This window comes from Paenibacillus sp. NPDC058071 (assembly GCF_042885235.1).
Taxonomy (GTDB): Bacteria; Bacillota; Bacilli; order Paenibacillales; family Paenibacillaceae; genus Pristimantibacillus.
This window is the reverse complement of the sequence record NZ_JBHVSK010000024.1, coordinates 1-20,201: the sequence shown is the minus strand read 5'-3', so window position 1 is coordinate 20,201 and position 20,201 is coordinate 1. Positions and strand designations below refer to the sequence as shown.

The following is a 20,201-nucleotide window of genomic DNA, read 5'->3' as shown; positions in this document are numbered from 1 at the left end:
CTATCAAAGTCTTTAATCATTATCCGCGGCTTCTCAATCTTATCTTTTGAATATATCCCATTACAGACAAAAAGAAAAGAGAGCCTAATGGCTCTCTTCTCTTATGACTCCCAGGCAGAAACGACCTAACGTCCCCGTCCGGGACGATTCACGTTTCCAATTGCGATAGGCTACGCCCCTTCTTCGATTGCCACAACTTCTTCCGTCGCTGCACGCTCGTACTCAGCGAGAACAGCTGCTTGGATCTTCTCGCGAGTAGTCGAAGAAATCGGATGGGCGATATCCCGGAATTCTCCATCAGGGGTACGCTTGCTTGGCATTGCCACGAACATTCCATTGTTGCCGTCGATTACACGAATATCGTGAACGACGAATTCATTATCAATGGTAATAGAAGCAATAGCCTTCATGCGACCTTCCGAATTTACACGGCGGAGTCTAACATCGGTAATTTGCACTTGTGTTCACCACCTTTGCCTATCTGAGACTTGGTGTATAATTCCACGTTTTCGTGCAAAATCCTTCTATTTTTTTGGAAAAAAAATACTTGTTTTTAAAAAATTTTTTAAAACATATTTTTTTCGAATCTATTCGACAATTGTCGATGCAATGACCTCAATTTCGACAAGGACATCCTTCGGCAGCCTTGCCACTTCAACGGCCGAACGAGCCGGTTTATGGTCGCCAAAGTAGGAAGCATAGATGCCGTTGATCGTCGCAAACTGATTCATATCTTTCAGGAATACAGTCGCCTTCACAACATCCTGGAATGAAGCTCCCGCTTCAGCCAGCACCGCCTGCAAATTGCGGAATACTTGATGCGTTTGCTCCTCGATTCCGCCTTCTACCAGCTGCCCAGAAGCATCCAGTGGAATTTGTCCGGAAGTAAATAACAAATTTCCCAATTTAATTGCTTGCGAATAAGGACCGATTGCTGCCGGCGCCTTATCTGTCGAAACAACTTCAATCCGTTTGTTCTCTGCCACGTGAATTCCCAACCTTTCGATGTCTTCGGTCCGTTTCTTCTATCGGTCTATTTGAAATAATTGCCTGGTACAATTGTCGCTTGCTTCGTCTTCATGTCGACCGCCGTCAGCTTCGCCAGCGATACATAATCCTCCAGCAGACGCTCCTCCAGCTCGACTTCTCCCGACTCAACAAATACGCCAACCCCGGCGACCGTCGCTTTGAATTCGTAAAGCAAATCCATCATGCCTTGAATCGTGCCGCCTGCCTTCATGAAGTCGTCAATGATCAAGACGCGGGATTGCTCCTTGAGCGCGCGTCTTGCGAGCGACATCGTCTGAATCCGCTTGTTCGAGCCCGATACGTAATTGATGCTAACGGCCGAACCCTCCGTTACTTTGTTGTCCCTCCGCACGATAACGACAGGCAGATTGAGGCAAGCCGCCGTTGCATAAGCAAGCGGAATCCCTTTCGTTTCGACTGTCATAATGACATCGATTTGGGCACCGGCGAAGGCCGTGGCGAACATTCGTCCAACATCGGCGAGCAGCTCCGGCTGACCCAGCATATCCGTCATATACAAATAACCGCCCGGAAGAACCCGTTCTGGCTGCTCCAGCTGGCGGCAAATGTTCGTCATGATTGTTAAAGCGGTCGATTTATGCATCTTCGGCGTAAATTTAACGCCGCCTGCGGCTCCCGCAAGCGTGTTCAATTCGCCAAATCCCTCTTCCTCGAACACTTCCTTGATGATTGCCAGATCTTCACTAATGGATGATTTCGCAGACTGATATCGGTCAGCAAATGCTGTCAATGATATTAACGTGTGAGGACGACTAAGCAGGTATTGCGTCATTTCTACCAGTCTTGCGCTTCGTTTCAGCTTCTTCAAAGCCATCTCCCCCCACTTAAATCCGAATATTATAAAGTCAATATAACATTTTTATACGGATTTAATCAAGAAAAACGTAAGCATTATGTGAGCATTCTTACCACATACACTTCCTTGCAAAATCCTCTTAGCCCATTGTAGATTCTCGCCAGCTTAGCTTCCTTCGTCACGAGTCCGAAAACGGTCGGCCCGCTTCCCGACATCAGCACGCCATCCGCGCCAAGACGCTGCATGCTTTCTTTGAGCTGCCTTACCTCCGGGTACAAATCGAGCGTGACATTCTCCAGCACATTGCCCAGTCCGTCGCAAATATCGTGGAACGAGCCGCGTTCAATCGCCGAGATCATCGCGCTGGCCGAAGGATGCGCTGTCAGCTCGTTCGCCCGCAGCTTTCCGTAAACGTCGGCTGTCGAGACGTTGATCGGAGGCTTGGCCAATACGACCCAGCATTGCGGCGGGTTAGCGATTGGCGTCAGCTGCTCGCCGCGTCCAGTGGCGAGTGCTGTGCCGCCAGTCACGCAGAACGGCACGTCGGAGCCTAGCTCAGCTCCGAGCCTGCACAGCTCGTCCTGTGGAATATTAAGCCCCCACAGCCGGTTCAGCCCGCGCAACGCGGCGGCGGCATCGCTGCTGCCACCGGCGAGTCCGGCTGCTACCGGTATTTTTTTATCTAAATGTATGTATACGCCCTTGCGCACGTGATAACGTTCTTTGATTAGCTTAGCCGCTTGAAAAGCCAAGTTCTTCTCGTCCAACGGAATATAGCCCGCTTGGCTGGAAATGATGATTGTATCGCGCGGCAGCTCCTCCATCTCTAGGCGGTCTGCCAGATCGACCATTGTCATAATCATTTCGACCTCGTGGAAGCCGTCTTCCCGCTTGCGGATTACGTCCAGCAGCAAGTTGATTTTTGCCGGAGCCTTCTCATAAATTTTCATCCTAAGCTCTCCCGTTCCTGTCGTTAGCTTAAGCAATATTATAACAAACGGACAGAAGAAAAGCTAAGAGGCTTCGGGCTAAATCGGCCCGCTGCGCTCTTAGCTTGTGAAATGCTTATAGAATGGCCGTTTACGGCCGATTTGTCTTTGCCGCGGCCGCTTGCTCGGCAAGCTGAATCGCTCGCTTTACCATGTTTCCGGCCTCTTTGGTCGTAATGCCTCTCCAGCCTTCCTTATCCACCTTGCCTGCAAAACCGAGGTCCTTGGCCAGCTCGTACTTCAATTGCTCGGACATGACAGATCTTCTACGGCTCATGATCCTTCCTCCTTCGAGCGAATTGGCGCAAAACGCGCAGCAATCCGGTGCTGACATTAGTATGGCTGACTGCCTCCGCCTTTATTCCCGCCGTTAGGCGGCAAAAAAAAGAACGCGGCCTGCAAGCTCGCGCTCTAACCGCGTTTAACGTACGTGACGTACATCTATTATTCTAAGGTTGAAGATGGGTAATTCGGACTTGACCTTCATCATTGCACACGGTCACTTCCACCGACTCCGTCAGTATATCCGCATAACTGTAAGAGACACGCTTAAAGGCATGGGACTCTTGATCCAGTTTAACAATGAAAACAGAAGGGTAGATTTCTTCCAACGTACCGGTCCGCTCGATGGTCTTTCGACGTCCACCATTCGCGCGAAGACGGATTTTGGAGCCAACATGAGCTTCCAAACTTCGTTTTATTTCCAATAGCGCATTTTTTTCCATTGTTCACTACCACCTCTTTCCTTGTCCATTATAACCAAAAAGAGGGAGGTTGTCAAACAGGGCAAAATATTATAGCAGTCAAGTTATTTCTTTGTCAACGGTGATTTCTCTCATTTTTTCGTTTTTGATGAATAATTTGTTGAATGAGGGGCATATTAAGCCGTTATCCAATCGTTTCTACCCTATATTCTTAATAAACCCGGCCGCGCTGACCGCTTTCGGCCTTGGAAGCCCAATTCGGCAGCAACCTATCGTCTCGATGCCGCCGACGCCGTCAATGCCGCTTATCGTCCCGTGAATGACGTCTGACAGGTCGATCGTCTCGCGAATGGATGTGAAGCTGGCTTTTATCGCAATATAAACAGGATCGAGGGCATGAATGAGAATTCGGCCTGGGGAACTGGCGAAGTTGGACCCGTTTTGCAGCAGCGCCTCGAAATGGGACTGGCACGCGCCTGCAACGACGACTAGACCGTCCCGATTTTTCTCATATTGCCGCGCGACACGAACGGCATTTACGAAGTTTTGCGAGTTTTTATAGCTGTTAAGGCTGTGCAGATCATCTTGCTTCTTCAGCACGCCGTCGTGACCGGTAATAACGACAATGTCAGGCTTCACTTGCGGCAGCAGGCCATACAGCAAGTCGGCCATTTGCGACTCGTGAGCGTGTACGCCATGTGCGGGAACCTGCATCGTCTGATAGAGCTGCATGCTTTTGCGCAAGTAATTGCCGTCGCCGTCGAGATGAAGCACTTTTCCGGGCATCTCGAAATAAGGCTGATTTTGAAGCTGCGACGCCAGCCGGACATCGCTTTGAATTTGAACCGACTGCTGCTCGCGCTGCTGGCGCATCCGTCTCAGCGAATCGTTAACCTTCACTCTTACTTGCTGCGTCGCCTTCGTCGATTCGGGGTCGCGGACAACCGACAAATCGGGAATCGGCGCATCCGCAAGCAAACGGTAGTCCGTGCCTTTTAACAGGGCTCTTTCGGAACGTATATCTTCAACTCGGAACAGCACGTCACCGCCGTACGATTTGCGGACGACCAGGTCCCCTTGTTTCATGGGTTAATCACCTCTTCGTCTATCGTATGGGTGCGGGCTCCGGAATGTGCGAATGTCTTTGTTATTGGGCTTACTGGGGTTCTGAGCAAGCTGAGCTCAAACCGGATACAAAAAGCAAAAGGCCCCTTCAGGCGAATGCCTGAAGAAGCCTCTGTTTTTGGCCTCTGTTTTAGCCTCTCCAGCCTTCCGTCAGGAAAGCTCGGCTAATGGCCGCAAATTCGTCCAGGGACAGCGTCTCGCCGCGACGGACCGGATCGATGCCGAGGCCGTTCAGCAGCTCTGACAGCCGCTCACGGTTCTCCTTGCCGACGAAGGCGGTCAGGTTGTTCGACAGCGTCTTGCGGCGCTGAACGAAGCTCGCCTGCACAATGCGGAAATAATGGTCCTCGTCCGTTACGTCGACCGGCGGCTTATCCCGCAGCGCCAGCTTGATAACCGCAGAATCGACGTTCGGCTGTGGAATGAAGACGGTATGCGGAACGGCGCATACGATTTCGGGAACGCAGTAATACTGGACCGCTACGCTTAAGCTGCCATATTCTTTGCCGCCCGGCTTAGCCGCCATTCGTTCGGCTACTTCCTTCTGAATCATGACGACGATGTTCTCAAGCGGCAGCTTCTCCTCCAGCAGCTTCATCAAGATCGGGGTCGTCACGTAGTAAGGAAGGTTGGCGACTACGCTAACCTTCGCAACATCCGCAAACTTTTCCGCAAACAGCTGCTTCAAGTCGAGCTTCAATACGTCTCCGTGCACAACCTCGACATGCGGCTCTCCTTCGAACAGATCGCCCAGAATCGGAATAAGCCGATTGTCGATTTCAACCGCCGTAACTTTGGCGGCTTGAGCTGCTAGATGCTGGGTCAGCGCGCCGATGCCCGGACCGATCTCCAGCGCCCCCTTCGTCTCGTCAAGGCCAGCGGCCTCCACAATTTTATGCAATATATTTTGATCGATCAGAAAATTTTGTCCAAGACTTTTCTTGAATGAAAATCCGTATTTGGCGATGATTTCTTTCGTTCGTTTCGGTGTAGCGACTAGCGCTGCAGCCGGCATGCCGGCGTTTTGCCCGTTATTCGCGCTCATTGGCGACCTTCCTCCTCGTTCTGTTCCATTTCCCGGAGCGCCTCCGCGAACTCCTCCCGCGTGATGCGGAAGCTGGCGCAGCGCTTATAAAACGTTTTGCCGTTGGCGTACCCGATGCCAAGCAGCTTGCCCATCGCAAGCCGTCTTGCGGACGCATCGGAATGTACGATCAATCCGGCCGCCATCAAGTCTTCCCAAGTAATATCGCTCTCTCCGCCTTCCAGCGACTCCGTCCGCAAATCGGCAAGCGCCTCGCGGATCGCATCAGGACTGGCGTTCTCGATGCCGATATCGCCTTTATGCGTAGCTTTCTCCTGGGGAAGGAAAGCATGCTTACAGCCCGGCACTCGCCTTGCGACGATCTTGCGAATCCGCTCGCCGGCGTGATCGGGATCGGTGAAAATAATGACGCCCCGCCGCTGCTGAGCAAGCTCGATACGATGCAGCACGTCCTCGCCGATTGCTGACCCTCTCGTCTCGATCGTATCGGCTTCGACGGCTCGCCTAATCGCCGCCGTATCGCTCTTTCCTTCCACCACGATAATTTCCTTAATCAAGGATAAACATTCCTTTCTTGCTAACTGTAAATAATTGCATCGCTATATCATTCGGCGACGCGCAACCTTCCTACGCGAACAGCCGTTTATAACATTGAAGGGCGATAAAAGCAAAAAGAAGAGGCATAGCCCCTTCTTATCATAGCATATTTGCACGACTGCGCGCCGTAAAGTAAGGTACCTTGTGAACGCCCTCGCTCGCTTTGAAACGCGTACGTACGCCTCAGACGCAACGCACAGCGTCATGCGATCCTCATCTAGCATCGCATGACGCGAACGAAATATCGGTGTCCACACCTCTGCATGCCAAACACTTATAGTGCCCTTAACGGCCCGCAGCTCGCATTGACCCGTATTCGCCTGCTTTTCGACTACGTCGAAGAAGGCTTGTTCGGACCAAGTACGTATACGGTGTAGCCTTTCTTTCTGCCGAACTTATTGGCAATGTTGGAGTTGTCGAAGTATACGTCGATCTTATTGCCTTTAATGGCACTGCCCGTATCTTCCGCTCTGCGGAAGCCGATGCCTTCGATATACACCCACCAACCGATCGGAATGATCTTCGGATCGACGGCAATCGTTCTGCCTTCGCGCACCTTCGTGCCCGATGCGGTAATCCCGTAATCCGGGTGATCCTCATCTTTGCCGGTCGATTCCACGTCCGCCGTATACGCGGTGAGCGTTACGTTCTTAATGACCTTCTTCGCTTTAAACGTTACGCCGCCTTTTGTTTGCGTCGTTACGCTTGGGCTGTTGTTCGAGAGCGTGTGAACCTTCGGCTCCTCTTTCTTCGTGCCGATCGCGACAACCTGATTGACCGCTTTCGCTTCCACCACTTTGCCGACGACCTTCGAAGAAACGAGAACGCCATTCTCATACTGCCGCTCCACTCGTTCAACGACAACGCCTTCTTTGCCGGTTTGCACCAGCTTTTCCTTGCCTTCTTCGAGACTCGGGTCTTTCTTCTTCACGATCGCAAACGGCATAGCCCGCTCGCTCTCCGATACCTGCTTGTCGACGCGAGTGACTGTTACCGCCATCGAATCAGCCACTGCCGTATTCAGCGAAGGCGTGACCCGATCTTGCTTGCGAAGTTGAATATCTAATTCACCAATCGCCGCCTGTACCGTCTTTTTCGTCGTGTACACCGTTGATACCTTGCCGTCGGCCTTTACAACGATCGGAACCGCCTGATTAATCTCGATACGGTCTCCGTCCTTAATCGTCGAGCCAAGAGGGATCGACACCTCATCGTACTCGCCAATCGTAATGGCTTGTTCATCCAGTAAATGTTGCAGGACCCATTCCTTTGTTTTCACAACGGTTTCTTGTCCATTCACAACTACCGATACGCTTTTCTCAGCTGTACCGTACAACAACATCAAAAACATGAAAGTCATAGCGATTGAGATAATGGCACTTAGTAAAATCAAACGCAAGTTTTCACGCTTCCATCGCAATGCGAAAGAGATGCTGGATGATCGCTTCCCATGGGTTTCCTTAGCTTGGATAATGCCCACTTCATCGGTCCTCCTTACATAGCCCCGCCGCCCTTGAGTGACGCATGACATCTTTTGACGCGACTATTTGAGTATATTGGCGTGCCTTACACACGCTCCAGTATCACTCGCGCTATCCCTCGATTCGTCCTAAGCCGACCGTCACCCGAAATTCAGGTAAACAAAAAGAAGCCGTCGACAGAGGATCTGGATCGTGGCTTCCCGGAAAGTCAAATAGACATCAGGAAATGATACATGCACGAGATTGATCGCTCTCTATATTCGCTTACGAGGTTAGCTGTCGGGTTCGGGCAAGAGAGTTGCCCTATCGACGGAACGAATGCTCATGGCAATCGCCGCCAAATTCACCCCATCAAGCTATACGACTAACGGATTCTGTAATCGGCTCCGCTGCGTTTCGCATTGATCAAAGCGTCCGGGATGCTCGGGCCATATTGAGGCCGCAAACCGGATGCTTGGTTCCCCCGTTTTCCATTCGGAAATTAAGCGTGAACTGGAAATCCAATACAATAAATTAAAGCTCTGAAATGAATCATACCTTCACGAGCGGCAAGTTGTAAAGAACCGATAAAAGACGATTTAAGCTAAATTTCTGGATTATGAGGGAAAAGAGAACCGATTTCAGCGATAAAAAACAGTTTTTTCGCTTGAAAGGTCATCCATACTCTCTTTTTTGGCTGCTTTTAAACAATTCCAAAACATTTTTTACCGTTTTCCATTGTAATTATTGCTATTTCCTCCTTACTTTTTCCTGTTATTTCAGCTGCAGCGTCGGCTACATAGGATACATAAGCGGACTCATTCCTCTTCCCTCTAAATGGATGCGGTGACAAATAAGGGGAGTCTGTTTCGATTAATAAACGGTCAATTGGAACCCTTTCCAAAACCTCTTTAGGCACCCTTGCATTTTTGAACGTGACCGGCCCTCCGAACGAAATATAGAAGCCCATATCGAGACATTTTTTCGCCGTTTCCCAGCTGCCGGAGAAGCAATGCATAACCCCTCCGACTTCGGAAGCTTGCTCTTCTTGTAAAATTTTAACAACATCCTCGTGAGCATCGCGATTGTGAATGATGATCGGCTTGTTAACTTTCCTCGCCAACCGGATTTGCTCGCGGAATACGTGATGTTGAACCTCTTTCGGCGACGTATCCCAGTGATAATCCAGTCCGATTTCACCGATTGCCACTACCTTCTCATGCGAGCAGAGCCGTTCGATCCAGTCCAGATCCTCGGGCTTCATCTCTATGCTGTCAACCGGATGCCAACCAACTGCCGCATAGATAAAATCATACTGTTCTGCAAGCGCTATCGTTGTCGGAATTGTCTCCCGATTAAAGCCGATATTCACCATTAATTCGACGCCGGCAGCACGCGCTCTTTCGATGGTTTCCGTGCGATCATCGTCGAATTTCGTGGAGTCCAAATGGGTGTGTGTGTCGAATAAACCAATCATGTTTGTACGTTCTCCTTCTATTATATGTGTGCATGCTTACGTCTAAGGAAAAACCTTTCGAGCCCTATAGTTTGAACAATTCGCGAACCTCCGGGCTTAGCCTGTCGGCAGCCGCAAGCAGGGGCTCTTCTGGATAGTACAAATGGTACTCGCCCTGATGCAATCCCGTTATAGAACGAACAATGTCGGATTTAGCGGAGATCTCGATGAGCCTCTCCTCATCTTCCAGCAGCAAAATCGGCGTTTTTTCTTCCTTACCGCCTTTTTTCGAGTCTGGCCGGTAGACATCGTAGGGCTGATCAAACGGAAAATCAATCTCCATATGATAGTCCGGATTAAGGCCGATTTGAACGAATTGGCGATGCGCTTCTTCTATTAAAGTGTCTGCAGGATCACTGACCGTAATGTACTTGTATAATCTGCGATTTAGAAACCGTCGACACAGCTCGGAGAGCAGCTCGTCGGATTCGTCCTCCCATTGAATAAACGCAGCCTGTGCGTAAGCTTCGTCCAGCTTTAAGTATGCTTTTACATCGATCGTTTGATCCAACAGCCGCGCGATCGAGCTCGGCATCATTTGAAACGCATAGCCGCTCTCATACAGTTCCTTCGCTCTGCGGAAAATTTGGCGAAGGATGATCTCGGAACTCCTGGTAACCGGGTGAAAATAAATTTGCCAATACATTTGATAGCGAGACATCAAATAATGCTCGATCGCATGCATGCCGCTTTCCTTCACGACGATTTTCCCTTGAACGGGCCGCAGAACGCGCAAAATGCGCTCCAGATCGAAATTGCCGTAATTGACCCCAGTAAAATAGGCGTCACGCAGCAAATAGTCCATCCGGTCGGCATCCATCTGACTGGAGATTAAGCTGACGACGATCGGGTTCGGATACGTCTTGCTGATAACCGCAGCCACCTTTTCTGGAAAGTCATCTGACACGCGGCGTAAGACAGCGTTCACTTCCGTATCTTCAAGCAAGATCCGTACCGTCCACTGCTCGTGATGCGTATCGAATACCTCTTCCAATGAATGCGAGAAAGGCCCGTGTCCTACGTCGTGAAGTAGAGCCGCGCATAAAGCTAGCAGCCTCTCTTCCCGAGGCCAACCCGGATAGTCGTTCCGTTCAAATTGAGAAATAATCTTTCTTGTAATTTCGTAAACGCCTAGGGAATGAGAAAAACGGCTGTGCTCCGCGCCATGGAAGGTCAAATAAGAGGTTCCCAATTGGCGAATCCGCCTCAGCCTTTGAAATTCACTCGTGTTGATCAGATCCCAAATCGTTTGATCCTGCACATAGATATACTTGTGGACAGGGTCTTTAAAAACTTTTTCCTCTGTTATCGGCTGAGCCATTCGCTAATTTCAACCCCTTTGTTCAAATTTTCGACACATAACCACAAATAAATGTCGAATAGTGTCGTAATTTAGTTTCCAAAATGTCGAAGCTGTTGTATTCTATTGTTAGATTAATATGACCTTGCTATATAGTCAAATTCCTTGAAGTTAGTAACAGCCATGATTTAGGCTGTTGACTATTTTGGGAATGGTTGGTATTATAGTAGACACAAATAGAAAAAATATGTCGAATAGTGACGAAACTCACTTATTTGAGAGGGGAAACAAAAAAATGATGAAATCCACTGGTATTGTTCGTAAAGTCGATGAGTTGGGCCGTGTCGTCATTCCTATCGAACTTCGCCGCACGCTGGGCATCGGAGAAAAGGATGCTCTCGAAATTTATGTGGACGGCGAACGCATCATGTTGAAGAAATATGAGCCAGCTTGCATCTTCTGTGGCAACGCAGAAAACGTCTCCTATTTTAAAGGCAAAATTGTTTGTCATATTTGTCTCTCAGAAATGCCGACTCCTGTGACAAAATAAAAAAAATAGGTTATAATAAAATTACTTCACTTGTTAATTCTAACCTTTTTATACTCCTTGATGCCTTCCTGCGCTAGAACCCGGCCAGGAAGGTCTTTTTTTGTCTCCCGGCCGATACTCGTTTTAGCTCACTGTTTGAACCGTCTAGCGATTTACCTCGTTATAGACTTCACGCTTCGGCAGACCTCTGTCGAGCGCAGTCCGTTTAATCGCTTCTTTGCGATCATACTGTTCCTCGTAATGAGCGACATGAGCTTCCAGATCAAGATTATCCCACCATTGCTCCGACTGTCCCGCTTCCGCTTGGACGCTGCCGGATTCCACTGCCGCATCTATTCCCTCTATTATAAGGCAATATTCCCCAATAGGCGAATTTTCGTCCAGCCATGCCGCACATTCGGAGATCGAGCCCCTGGCTGCTTCCTCATGCTTCTTCGTCAGTTCCCTGATCATCGCCATGCGGCGGTCGCCGAAAGCGGCAAGCAGCGCGTCCAGCGTACGGCGCAAACGATGCGGCGATTCGTAGAAAATAAGAGTACCCTCCTGGCGGCTTAACGGCTCCAGCCATTTGGTCAATTGCTTCTTTTCCCGGGGAGGGAACCCTGCGAAGGTGAACTTGTCCGTTTTCAGGCCGGAAATAATTAATGCCGACAGGGCGGCGTTAGCGCCGGGAATGGGTACGACCTTAATACCATTCTCGACCGCTTCGGCTACCAGTTCGGCTCCTGGATCAGATATAGCCGGCAGACCGGCGTCGCTGACAAGCGCAACGGATTGTCCGTCCAGCAGCAAACGGATAAGCTCGCTTCCGCTTGCCTGCTTATTATGCTCGTGATAGCTGACCAGTCTCGTCGAAATCTCGAAATGCGTCAGCAGCTTTCGCGTCTGCCTCGTATCTTCCGCCGCTATCAGTTGGACTTCCTTTAACGTCCGTATCGCCCGAAACGTCATATCCTCCAAATTGCCGATCGGCGTTGCAACTAAATACAGCGTTCCCTCTCCGCGATCTCCCGCCATCGTTTTAAAGCTTTGCTGAATATTCAAAAGCTATCGCTCCTTTATGGGTAAACCGTTATCGACGGCAGCACCCTTAGCTCAGGCTTGCCGTCTCGTATCGCTTCAATTAAGACCATGTTCGCTTCACCGTCCGCATTCGGATGAATAAATTGCACCCGCTTCGGCTCCATCCGGTATTTGCGCATCGTCTCCACAATTTCGATAAAACGGGATGGACGATGGACCATCGCTACTTTTCCGCCGGAACGAACGAGTCGGGCGCTGGCATGGACGACATCGTCCAGTGTGCACATCATTTCATGCCTCGCGATTGCATAATGTTCGTTCTCGTTGGCATCGCCCGCCTGTGAGGCCATATAAGGAGGATTGACGGTTACGGCATCATAAATACCATTGCCCGCTTCCTTCATATAAACACGCAGATCCGATTCAATAATGTGAATCCGCTCCTCAAGTCCGTTCATTCTGACGCTTCGGCGTGCCATATCGGCAAGCCTCGGCTGAATCTCGACAGCGTCGATCGCCGCCTCGGTCCTCGTCGTCAGCAGCAGAGGAATAACGCCGTTGCCGGAACAAAGATCGATGATACGCCCTCGCTTAGGCACTGTCGCGAACTTGGACAGCAGTACAGCATCCAACGAGAAGCTGAAAACCTGTCTGCTTTGTATAATTTTGAGACCTGTATCGGTCATTAAATCATCGATTCGTTCATCTGGTTCTAACGGAAAAGATTCGTTCACGTTCACGTTGCTCCTCTGACATAAAGATACCGTCCTTTTCTTGAGGAAAGGACGGTATGCACATGCATCTTTATTTATTTAGAAAGGATAAGCAAAACAAGCAGTCGCCTTCTGTCCTCAAATGCCCGTAATAGACATTGCAAATATGAAAGCCTTCATGATACAGCTTCGCCAAATTATCGTAGCCCTGTCCGATGGCAGGATGTGACGTCTCGTAAACCGCCGAATCCTCTCCGCCGGAATGAGATTGACCGGTGTCTGCAGTGACCGCTGTCTGTTGACTGGCTGATGCAGCTCTTGAATTGGCCGGCTGTCTCACGAGTGCAGGCTGATGGGTCGCTTCCTGCTTCAAAAATTTGCGCAATTGGCTGTTTTCCAAGCTCAGCTTCTTATTTTCTTCCAGCAGCTCTTTCACCCGCTGTTTCAATTGGCCAAGCTGTTTGTGGAAATCACCCATTTGGACATCAAGCTCATTCATTTTTTCGAAAATTTCTTTTTTCTCCAAGTTTCCACCCCAGAGCGTTACGTAGTTATCGCAAGGCTGCGCCGGCCGATTCTTATGCGGCAAGTCAGCCGTTTATTTCACAACTACTTCGTCGAGCGAAAGCTCCTTCGGTTTGCCTCCAACTTCAAACAGCTGGACATATACCGATTTTGAGGTAGCGTTAATGCCCGTTACTTTGCCCTCACCCATAGAAGTGACGACGACTTTGCCTATGGCAGGAAGCTCTTCCCGCATATGCTCGTAATTGTCATGCTCGTATTTCAAGCAGCACATGAGACGGCCGCAGAGTCCCGATATTTTAGTCGGATTAAGAGATAGATTTTGGTCTTTGGCCATCTTAATCGAGACCGGTTCGAAATCGCCTAGCCATGACGAGCAGCATAGTACCCGTCCGCAAGGGCCGATTCCGCCAAGCATCTTCGCCTCATCCCTTACGCCAATCTGGCGAAGCTCGATCCGGGTACGAAACACGCTGGCCAAATCTTTCACCAGCTCACGGAAATCGACGCGTCCTTCGGCTGTAAAGTAAAAAATGATTTTATTGCGGTCAAACGTAAACTCGACATCCACAAGCTTCATTTTGAGCTGATGGTCCCGAATCTTATCCAGGCAAGTGGCAAAGGCATTCTTCGCCGCCGCTCGATTCTCCTCGACAACCTTGGCATCAACTTCGCTCGCGATACGAATGACTTTCTTAAGCGGGAGGACGACATCCGATTCACCGACTTCTTTCTGTCCTACTACCACTTTGCCATATTCGATTCCCCGTGCCGTTTCGACAATGACATGCTGGTCCTTGTCCACCGGGTGCTGGGCTGGATCGAAGTAATAGATCTTGCCCGCTTTCTTGAAGCGAACGCCAACGACGTTATACAAGGATTTAGCCCTCCTGTAAGTTTACCAATAATTGCTCTATCGCCAGTTGCGGCGCTACATTAGAGCGAATGCGCTTGCTTGCTTCGAGCGTATGTTCGATGCATGCGATCCAACCTTCAATCGAGCGGCTGAATGCATGCTTGCTTATCCAATCTAACTGATCTATATAAACGATGCTTTCTTGTCTTCCAGCTTGAAACTGAATCATATCTTTATACCATATTGCCCATAAAGACAACAACAGCTGCGGTTGGTCCGCCATATCGGTCTTGAAAAACTGTTGCTGGACAGAGATCATTGCCGCGGTGAATCGGGTCAGACTCTCCTTCCCTAATTGTATCACTACGTTTCTGATTTCTGCAAACTGATTCTGCTGGAGAATATCTCTAGCGCCATCTAGTCCGGAGCTGAGCTGAACAGCTGCTCGGACGAGCGTCGGAGAAAATCCTTCACCGGTTAGCGTCTGCATCATTTCATTCGGCGAGAAGGGCAGAAAGGGTACTCGCTGCGACCGCGAACGAATTGTCGGCAGAACGGCTTGTCCATTATCGGTAATGAGGATGGCAACAATCGGCGATACCGGCTCCTCCAAAAACTTCAACAAGCTGTTTGCCGCTTGCAGCGTCATCTTTTCCGCGTTTTCCACGATGTAAACTTTCCGTTTGGCCGCGCTGCCGCGATAAGAAAGCTCACTCTTCAAGCCGCGTATTTGATCGATCTTAATCGATTGCCCGTCGGGGGCGATCATCGTTAGATCGGGCTGGTTGCCATGATCGAATTTCCGGCACTCTAGGCATTGGTCGCAGGCATCGTCTCCGCCTTCTGTACAAAACAACGCTTTAGCGAATTCTTTAGCTAGCGCCAGCCTGCCTGTCCCGGTCGGTCCGTCAAACAAATACGCATGCGACACTTTGCCGCTCCTCAGCGCATGCTGCAATAATTGCTTTGCCTTCGGCTGTCCGGCCACTTGTTCCATACTCATTCCAAACTCAATACCTTTCTATGCGGCGGCTCCTTAGTAGAACATGTTGATAAGCATGCCGCGTATTTCTCCAAGCTTGCCCAGCAGTTCCAGTCTGCCCTGCTCCGTTTCCAGCAATTCCTCAGCCATGGCGATCAACGCTTCATCAAGCTCATCAAGCAGCTTGTACCGTTTGATCCGGCCTCTGCGATCAAAGCCGCGAATATCCTTTATTCCGACGCCTCGCCGAACCGTATCTTCAAGAAAGCGCTTGACCATTTGCCTATACAGCTTAAGCTCGCGAACGGTCATCATTCTCGCGAGCTTATCGCCTTGATTGTGAATGTCCTGCAGCTTCTGCTGCAGTTCCTCATGCGTACGCTGCGCATCCTGCTGTATCATCGCGTCCGCGAAGCTTTTCATCTGTACAGGCCGCGCTGCCATATCGTTGCTGGCTCTGTTCTGTCCTAATGGACGATAACCCGGATCTATCTTCATCGCTCACTCACGCCCAATCAGAAATGTTCGAACCGTTCAACCGGAACGACGAATACCGCGGCGCCGCCAACCTGTACTTCGACCGGAAAAGGAATATAGGAATCCGTTGAGCCTCCGATCGGGGATACCGGTGTAACCAACTGGTCTCTTACCTTGCAATTGGAGCTGATGACTTGAAACACTTCATGTACCCGCTCATCCTCGATACCGATCATGAACGTCGTATTGCCGGCGCGCAGAAATCCTCCGGTACTGGCAAGCTTGGTTGCGCGAAAGCCTTCCTTCACCAATGCGTTGGACAACCGGTTGCTGTCTTTATCCTGAATGATCGCAATAACTAACTTCATCCGAATAACCTCCCGTTTCACTTTCATAGAATAGGCTTTCGCCGCTTGAACCGACAAGATCGTCTATTATAGAAATTAAACACGAGATGCGAAAAAACCTTTAAATCGGTCATCCATTAAGGAAAGAACCGTTTGAAAAACCTCTTCGGCTTCCCGCCCGGCATCAACCTTTACGATTCGTTCCGGGTATCGTTCCAGCAGCAGCCCGTATCCTTCGCGTACACGCTCATGGAAAGCCAGCGACTCCAGATCCAGACGATTTACTTCCCGATTCGCCGCTTGATTGATACGATCAAGACCAGCTTGCGGATCGATATCCATATAAATGGTCAACTGCGGCATCCGGTCCTCAATCGCGAAACGATTAATCTCCCATACCGCGTCCATCCCTAAACCGCGGGCATGACCCTGATAGGCGAGGCTGCTGTCGACGAATCGGTCGCAGATGACGATCTGACCGGAATCCAGCGCCGGAATAACCTTTTCCGTCAAATGCTGTCTTCTCGCAGCGGCGTATAGCAGCGCTTCCGTTCTCCCGTCCATTTCAGTATGCTCGCGATCCAAAATAACGGAACGGATTTTCTCCGCAATCGGTATGCCACCCGGCTCGCGGGTTGTCAGAACCGTTCTGCCTCTATCCTGCATCGTATGCGCTAGCCGTTCGATCAGTGTAGTTTTGCCGGAACCTTCTCCGCCTTCTATCGTAATAAAAATACCTTTATTCAATACGGATAACTCCTAACCTGATTTCCATTTCAAACCTAAACTTGGCTTTCCTCTATATTATCAAAGCGTTAACCCTTGTACAATGAAGATTTACATAAGTAGCTGCGAATGCCGCCCTCCGAAGCCGTAAAATAGGTTGATTGCAGATTAAGATTGGCGGTACACGCTGATCGTTCTCATCGTTGGATCGGATGCTCCTTGAAACTTCGCATTTTGTCTGGCCAATTCGGTTAAGTAGGCGATCATGTTGGCGGTTAACCGTTCGCCGGGATAAACGACCGGAATGCCGGGGGGATACGGAACGATCATTTCCGCCGCAAGCTTTCCTTCGGCATCCGCAAGCTCGATGACGCTTTTCTCTTGTCCGCTGTACCGGCCTCTGACGAAGACGACCAGTTGGCTTATCGCTTGCTCGCTGCTCCGGAAGGGATAGCCGACCTTTTCAGCTCGATCTGTCGATGTCGAGAGTGAGGCCAGTGCAGTGCCGATATGTCTCTCTATGTCCTCGCAGGCCTGAATTAGTTTTCGCACATCGTCGGACCGGCTGCGTATGCCAAAAATAAGCAGAGCATAGCGAGGATCGGCCATCTCGGCATAGCAACCCCGTTCCTCGAGAAGACGCTGAAGCTCGAAGCCCGACAGTATCCCGCTTGCATCCCCGAGAGTGACGCGCAACGGATCGATCCGGTCGTAGGCGTTAGATTCTTCTTCAAGACTGACAGCAAAAAGATAACGATGCTCTCTGTCCACCGCCACCCAGCGACGAAAAGCAGTAACCGCATCAATGCCTGGTTGGAACCAATCGGCGCGGCGGCGTTCGATCATTGCTCGGGAAATATCGAGCGAGGCCATGATCGGGAAGGAAGGGCTGGAGCTTTGAATGACGCTGATTGAATAACGCAGCGCTTCCCTCGGCAATCTGTCTCCTTGCACATGGAGCATAGCCCCCATTGTCAGCGCCGTTAACGTTTTATGCGTTGATTGTACAACCGCATCGGCTCCCGCCTGAAGCGCGGAAGTGGGCAGATCCTTGTGAAAACCGAAATGTGCGCCATGCGCCTCATCGACTAGAAGCGGCTTGCCATGACGGTGAACGATTTCCGCGATTTCCCGCAAGTCCCGGCTCATCCCGTAATAGTTCGGGTTGGAGAGAAAGACTGCTTTCGCTTCCGGGTAACGCATAAGCGCGTCATCGATAACAGCCTCCTCCGGGCCGGTAGCAAGTCCAGTGGCCGAATCAATCAGTGGAGAAATGAATACCGCTCTAGCCCCGGCAAGCGTCAATCCGTTAATAATCGATTTATGCACGTTGCGCTGGACGATGATCGTATCGCCCGGCTCGCATACGGCAAGCAGAAGCGCAATATTGCCGGATGTGCTTCCTCCAACAAGAAAATACGTTTCGTCAGCTCCAAAGCATACCGCTGCAAGGCGCTGCGCCTCCGCTATTGCCGCCTCCGGATGATGGAGATCATCGGTTACGGAAAGCTCAGTCGTATCTATTGCATGTACGGCTTCTAAAACTTCTTTCTCCTCAGGCTCATAATCTATAAGTGCTTGTCCGTAACGATGTCCCGGTACATGAAAGCTGGTTGGCTGCTGCTTGGCCAGCGTATATAAAGCATCAAACAAAGGGGCTTTCCCTTGGTTGGTCGTCATATCAATGATCGATATCCTTTCTTCGTCTCTTCTTTTCTATTGTATCGGATTTTGTGTACAAAAAAAGAGCGGTTTCTGTTTCCAGACCCGCTCATGCGTTTTTTTCGATAAAAATTTGCTTCATTTGATGAATGAAAAAAGGATATTTGGCATCCTGTACATCCGTATGAACCATCTCAGTTTCGCATGTTTCGCAAATAAATTCCGTGACAATGCGGATGCCTTCTCCCTCGGCCTTCTGCTCTCCGCATATAATACAGTGTAATTGGCGATCTTCCGACATTGTTGCTCCCGCCTTCCTGCATTCCTATATAGCTATTATTATGCCATATATTCTAGCTGTTTATACTTGTTTCATAGCTGATTTCAAATATTTCTATATCGTATGCGGCATCCGCCCAAATGGTGATTGGAAACCGCCGCTGTTTTTTGGAAAAAGTATGGACGAAAAAAGCGAAAGTGCCGATAAAGATAAGGAGAACCGGTTTTAATCGAAGGGAAGTTATGCCATGAAGCAGTCTTTACAGGAACAACACGGGGCTACCATATATCAATATAAGCTTGTTAAACGAAAAGTGATTCGGCCAGAGCTGATGTCCAGTCATATAATGACCGTTGCGATTCTGCTTGGCTTCCTGCTGTTGATGTTCGGAATGGATGGATTGTTTAGCTGGCTTATCGGCTTTGCGATCGTTCAACTGGTACACAGCCTTATTTTGCTGCTTACATTTATCCGGGTAGAGGAAGCTGCGGACCGCAAATGGGTATGGGGGATCAAGCCGCCATGGTTCGGTTTCAAGCCGGCCAACGATATTCGCCTGGGGCTGTTCCGCCGCGTTCACCGCCACCTGTTTTGGATCGGTCTTTGCTTGGAAGCCATACTATACCCTTGGGTTACAGAATCGATGATGATCAGCATCGTTTTTTGGCACTTCTGGCTGCTCGCTCCCCGGCTGCTGCTATCCTTCTCGTTCCGCAAGCAGATGAAGGAAGGACTGCTTCGGCTGCAAAAGTATGAAGCCTCCTATTACCATAGTTGAATTGTACAAGCTCGCCAAAGTTGGCGGGCTTTATTTTTCCTCTTCATAGCACTAACGCACCTTCCAACGGCCAAAATGGCCGCTATTTCGCATATTCGCTCACTTTTCTTCTCTCTAACGGCCGTTTTGGCCGTTGCAGCATTAAAATATTACTTTTGTGACCTCTCCACAACTCTAACGCACCTTCCAACGGCCAAAATGGCCGCTATTTCGCTATCCGCTCACTTTTCTTCTCTCTAATGGCCGTTTTGGCCGTTAATCTCGTATCAAATAAATCGATTGTGCAGCTCTACTTCATGGCAAATAGGTCACCAACTTTTCCGTTCATAGCAAAGAAGACTACCACAATTGCTGTGGCAAGCCTCCCATGATTGACGATGTCCATCCGGATAGAATGAATCTGCTTGCTTGAACAGTATTAGTGACCACCCAATGCCTACTGCTTCCTTAATCTATTCAACTCTCACTTAATCTATTCAACTCTCACCTTATGATAGCCCATTACTTGTTGGCAGTAGACTACTCGCGGCTTTCAAGAGTGTCTTCAATGAAAGCATCAGCTCCTCTGCTCGCGAGATCGACCGCTATTTCGTCTATTCAAACACACTTCTTCGAACACAACAAAAAACCTACCGCAATAATGCGGTAGGTCTCTCGTAGCTTGGCGACGTCCTACTCTCCCAGGACCCTGCGGTCCAAG

At 49.8% G+C, this 20,201-nt stretch carries 24 protein-coding genes and 1 riboswitch; of the genes, 2 read left to right on the top strand and 22 right to left on the bottom strand.

Annotated features, from left to right (window positions below):
* Window positions 1–170 precede the first annotated feature (170 nt).
* The 12 genes from spoVG to ACFVTB_RS25840 form a co-directional block, all read right to left on the bottom strand.
* The gene (spoVG, locus tag ACFVTB_RS25895; RefSeq protein ID WP_379181508.1) at window positions 171–458 is read right to left on the bottom strand and encodes a septation regulator SpoVG; all 288 of its coding nucleotides are present in this window, start codon (window positions 456–458) and stop codon (window positions 171–173) included.
* A gap of 129 nt (window positions 459–587) precedes the next feature.
* Complete coding sequence (locus ACFVTB_RS25890; protein ID WP_387755963.1) at window positions 588–986, bottom strand: RidA family protein; 399 nt, start codon at window positions 984–986, stop codon at window positions 588–590.
* 47 nt (window positions 987–1,033) lie between these two features.
* Entirely contained in the window at window positions 1,034–1,858 is an 825-nt protein-coding gene (gene purR, locus ACFVTB_RS25885) for a pur operon repressor (RefSeq protein WP_387755961.1), read from the bottom strand.
* An 83-nt stretch (window positions 1,859–1,941) separates the two neighbouring features.
* Window positions 1,942–2,796, bottom strand: coding sequence for a 4-(cytidine 5'-diphospho)-2-C-methyl-D-erythritol kinase (gene ispE / locus ACFVTB_RS25880; RefSeq protein WP_387755959.1), 855 nt, complete (start codon window positions 2,794–2,796; stop codon window positions 1,942–1,944).
* A gap of 130 nt (window positions 2,797–2,926) precedes the next feature.
* Complete coding sequence (locus ACFVTB_RS25875; protein ID WP_387756076.1) at window positions 2,927–3,115, bottom strand: small, acid-soluble spore protein, alpha/beta type; 189 nt, start codon at window positions 3,113–3,115, stop codon at window positions 2,927–2,929.
* Between the two features lie 169 nt (window positions 3,116–3,284).
* Window positions 3,285–3,560 carry a biofilm formation stimulator Veg gene (gene veg, locus ACFVTB_RS25870; protein ID WP_387755957.1) on the bottom strand — a complete coding sequence of 92 codons (276 nt, stop codon included), beginning with the start codon at window positions 3,558–3,560 and terminating at the stop codon, window positions 3,285–3,287.
* A gap of 177 nt (window positions 3,561–3,737) precedes the next feature.
* A complete protein-coding gene (gene yabG, locus ACFVTB_RS25865; RefSeq protein ID WP_387755955.1) occupies window positions 3,738–4,625 on the bottom strand; it encodes a sporulation peptidase YabG in 888 nt (295 codons plus the stop codon).
* Between the two features lie 169 nt (window positions 4,626–4,794).
* Complete coding sequence (gene rsmA, locus ACFVTB_RS25860) at window positions 4,795–5,709, bottom strand: 16S rRNA (adenine(1518)-N(6)/adenine(1519)-N(6))-dimethyltransferase RsmA (RefSeq protein ID WP_387755953.1); 915 nt, start codon at window positions 5,707–5,709, stop codon at window positions 4,795–4,797.
* Entirely contained in the window at window positions 5,706–6,266 is a 561-nt protein-coding gene (gene rnmV / locus ACFVTB_RS25855; protein WP_387755951.1) for a ribonuclease M5, read from the bottom strand. The genes rsmA and rnmV overlap by 4 nt, the downstream gene beginning before the upstream one ends.
* A gap of 371 nt (window positions 6,267–6,637) precedes the next feature.
* On the bottom strand, window positions 6,638–7,786 hold the full coding sequence (locus ACFVTB_RS25850) for a resuscitation-promoting factor (RefSeq protein ID WP_387755949.1): 1,149 nt from the start codon (window positions 7,784–7,786) through the stop codon (window positions 6,638–6,640).
* A 246-nt stretch (window positions 7,787–8,032) separates the two neighbouring features.
* Window positions 8,033–8,285: riboswitch (cyclic di-AMP (ydaO/yuaA leader) on the bottom strand.
* A gap of 184 nt (window positions 8,286–8,469) precedes the next feature.
* Window positions 8,470–9,243, bottom strand: a complete 774-nt coding sequence (locus ACFVTB_RS25845; RefSeq protein WP_387755947.1) for a TatD family hydrolase — start codon at window positions 9,241–9,243, stop codon at window positions 8,470–8,472.
* Window positions 9,244–9,307: 64 nt separating this feature from the next.
* Window positions 9,308–10,603: an HD domain-containing protein gene (locus ACFVTB_RS25840; RefSeq protein ID WP_387755946.1), complete on the bottom strand. Its 1,296-nt coding sequence runs from the start codon at window positions 10,601–10,603 to the stop codon at window positions 9,308–9,310.
* A 274-nt stretch (window positions 10,604–10,877) separates the two neighbouring features.
* Between ACFVTB_RS25840 and ACFVTB_RS25835 the strand changes: the two genes are divergently transcribed.
* Window positions 10,878–11,132, top strand: coding sequence for an AbrB/MazE/SpoVT family DNA-binding domain-containing protein (locus ACFVTB_RS25835; RefSeq protein ID WP_028609554.1), 255 nt, complete (start codon window positions 10,878–10,880; stop codon window positions 11,130–11,132).
* Window positions 11,133–11,276: 144 nt separating this feature from the next.
* On the opposite strand, the gene rsmI is transcribed toward ACFVTB_RS25835, so the two are convergent.
* The 10 genes from rsmI to ACFVTB_RS25785 all read right to left on the bottom strand — a co-directional run bounded on the left by rsmI (window position 11,277) and on the right by ACFVTB_RS25785 (window position 18,744).
* Complete coding sequence (gene rsmI / locus ACFVTB_RS25830) at window positions 11,277–12,176, bottom strand: 16S rRNA (cytidine(1402)-2'-O)-methyltransferase (protein ID WP_387755944.1); 900 nt, start codon at window positions 12,174–12,176, stop codon at window positions 11,277–11,279.
* 14 nt (window positions 12,177–12,190) lie between these two features.
* Window positions 12,191–12,841 (bottom strand): tRNA1(Val) (adenine(37)-N6)-methyltransferase, encoded by a 651-nt coding sequence (locus ACFVTB_RS25825; protein WP_387756074.1) that lies wholly within the window; start codon window positions 12,839–12,841, stop codon window positions 12,191–12,193.
* 118 nt (window positions 12,842–12,959) lie between these two features.
* Window positions 12,960–13,394 carry an initiation-control protein YabA gene (locus tag ACFVTB_RS25820; protein WP_387755942.1) on the bottom strand — a complete coding sequence of 145 codons (435 nt, stop codon included), beginning with the start codon at window positions 13,392–13,394 and terminating at the stop codon, window positions 12,960–12,962.
* A gap of 72 nt (window positions 13,395–13,466) precedes the next feature.
* On the bottom strand, window positions 13,467–14,270 hold the full coding sequence (locus tag ACFVTB_RS25815) for a PSP1 domain-containing protein (protein WP_387755940.1): 804 nt from the start codon (window positions 14,268–14,270) through the stop codon (window positions 13,467–13,469).
* Window positions 14,271–14,274: 4 nt separating this feature from the next.
* On the bottom strand, window positions 14,275–15,252 hold the full coding sequence (holB, locus tag ACFVTB_RS25810) for a DNA polymerase III subunit delta' (RefSeq protein ID WP_387755938.1): 978 nt from the start codon (window positions 15,250–15,252) through the stop codon (window positions 14,275–14,277).
* 33 nt (window positions 15,253–15,285) lie between these two features.
* Window positions 15,286–15,729, bottom strand: coding sequence for a YaaR family protein (locus tag ACFVTB_RS25805; protein ID WP_387755936.1), 444 nt, complete (start codon window positions 15,727–15,729; stop codon window positions 15,286–15,288).
* Between the two features lie 17 nt (window positions 15,730–15,746).
* The gene (locus tag ACFVTB_RS25800; protein ID WP_387755934.1) at window positions 15,747–16,076 is read right to left on the bottom strand and encodes a cyclic-di-AMP receptor; all 330 of its coding nucleotides are present in this window, start codon (window positions 16,074–16,076) and stop codon (window positions 15,747–15,749) included.
* Window positions 16,077–16,151: 75 nt separating this feature from the next.
* Window positions 16,152–16,802 carry a dTMP kinase gene (gene tmk / locus ACFVTB_RS25795; protein ID WP_387755932.1) on the bottom strand — a complete coding sequence of 217 codons (651 nt, stop codon included), beginning with the start codon at window positions 16,800–16,802 and terminating at the stop codon, window positions 16,152–16,154.
* Between the two features lie 147 nt (window positions 16,803–16,949).
* Entirely contained in the window at window positions 16,950–18,461 is a 1,512-nt protein-coding gene (locus ACFVTB_RS25790) for an aminotransferase class I/II-fold pyridoxal phosphate-dependent enzyme (protein ID WP_387755930.1), read from the bottom strand.
* Window positions 18,462–18,552: 91 nt separating this feature from the next.
* On the bottom strand, window positions 18,553–18,744 hold the full coding sequence (locus ACFVTB_RS25785; RefSeq protein WP_387755928.1) for a sigma factor G inhibitor Gin: 192 nt from the start codon (window positions 18,742–18,744) through the stop codon (window positions 18,553–18,555).
* 226 nt (window positions 18,745–18,970) lie between these two features.
* Here ACFVTB_RS25785 and ACFVTB_RS25780 point away from each other — a divergent pair, with 226 nt between their 5' ends.
* Window positions 18,971–19,501 carry a transposase gene (locus ACFVTB_RS25780; RefSeq protein WP_387755926.1) on the top strand — a complete coding sequence of 177 codons (531 nt, stop codon included), beginning with the start codon at window positions 18,971–18,973 and terminating at the stop codon, window positions 19,499–19,501.
* The last annotated feature ends 700 nt before the right edge of the window (window positions 19,502–20,201 follow it).

Bases quoted from the DNA above. Each gene is read 5' to 3' on its own strand.
- ACFVTB_RS25790 (WP_387755930.1), bottom strand. From the start codon at position 18,461: ATGACGACCAACCAAGGGAAAGCCCCTTTGTTTGATGCTTTATATACG.
- ACFVTB_RS25840 (WP_387755946.1), bottom strand. From the start codon at position 10,603: ATGGCTCAGCCGATAACAGAGGAAAAAGTTTTTAAAGACCCTGTCCAC.
- ACFVTB_RS25835 (WP_028609554.1), top strand. From the start codon at position 10,878: ATGATGAAATCCACTGGTATTGTTCGTAAAGTCGATGAGTTGGGCCGT.
- ACFVTB_RS25805 (WP_387755936.1), bottom strand. From the start codon at position 15,729: ATGAAGATAGATCCGGGTTATCGTCCATTAGGACAGAACAGAGCCAGC.
- rsmA (WP_387755953.1), bottom strand. From the start codon at position 5,709: ATGAGCGCGAATAACGGGCAAAACGCCGGCATGCCGGCTGCAGCGCTA.
- ACFVTB_RS25825 (WP_387756074.1), bottom strand. From the start codon at position 12,841: ATGACCGATACAGGTCTCAAAATTATACAAAGCAGACAGGTTTTCAGC.
- ACFVTB_RS25780 (WP_387755926.1), top strand. From the start codon at position 18,971: ATGAAGCAGTCTTTACAGGAACAACACGGGGCTACCATATATCAATAT.
- ACFVTB_RS25845 (WP_387755947.1), bottom strand. From the start codon at position 9,243: ATGATTGGTTTATTCGACACACACACCCATTTGGACTCCACGAAATTC.
- veg (WP_387755957.1), bottom strand. From the start codon at position 3,560: ATGGAAAAAAATGCGCTATTGGAAATAAAACGAAGTTTGGAAGCTCAT.
- ispE (WP_387755959.1), bottom strand. From the start codon at position 2,796: ATGAAAATTTATGAGAAGGCTCCGGCAAAAATCAACTTGCTGCTGGAC.
- ACFVTB_RS25785 (WP_387755928.1), bottom strand. From the start codon at position 18,744: ATGTCGGAAGATCGCCAATTACACTGTATTATATGCGGAGAGCAGAAG.
- yabG (WP_387755955.1), bottom strand. From the start codon at position 4,625: ATGAAACAAGGGGACCTGGTCGTCCGCAAATCGTACGGCGGTGACGTG.
- ACFVTB_RS25800 (WP_387755934.1), bottom strand. From the start codon at position 16,076: ATGAAGTTAGTTATTGCGATCATTCAGGATAAAGACAGCAACCGGTTG.
- holB (WP_387755938.1), bottom strand. From the start codon at position 15,252: ATGAGTATGGAACAAGTGGCCGGACAGCCGAAGGCAAAGCAATTATTG.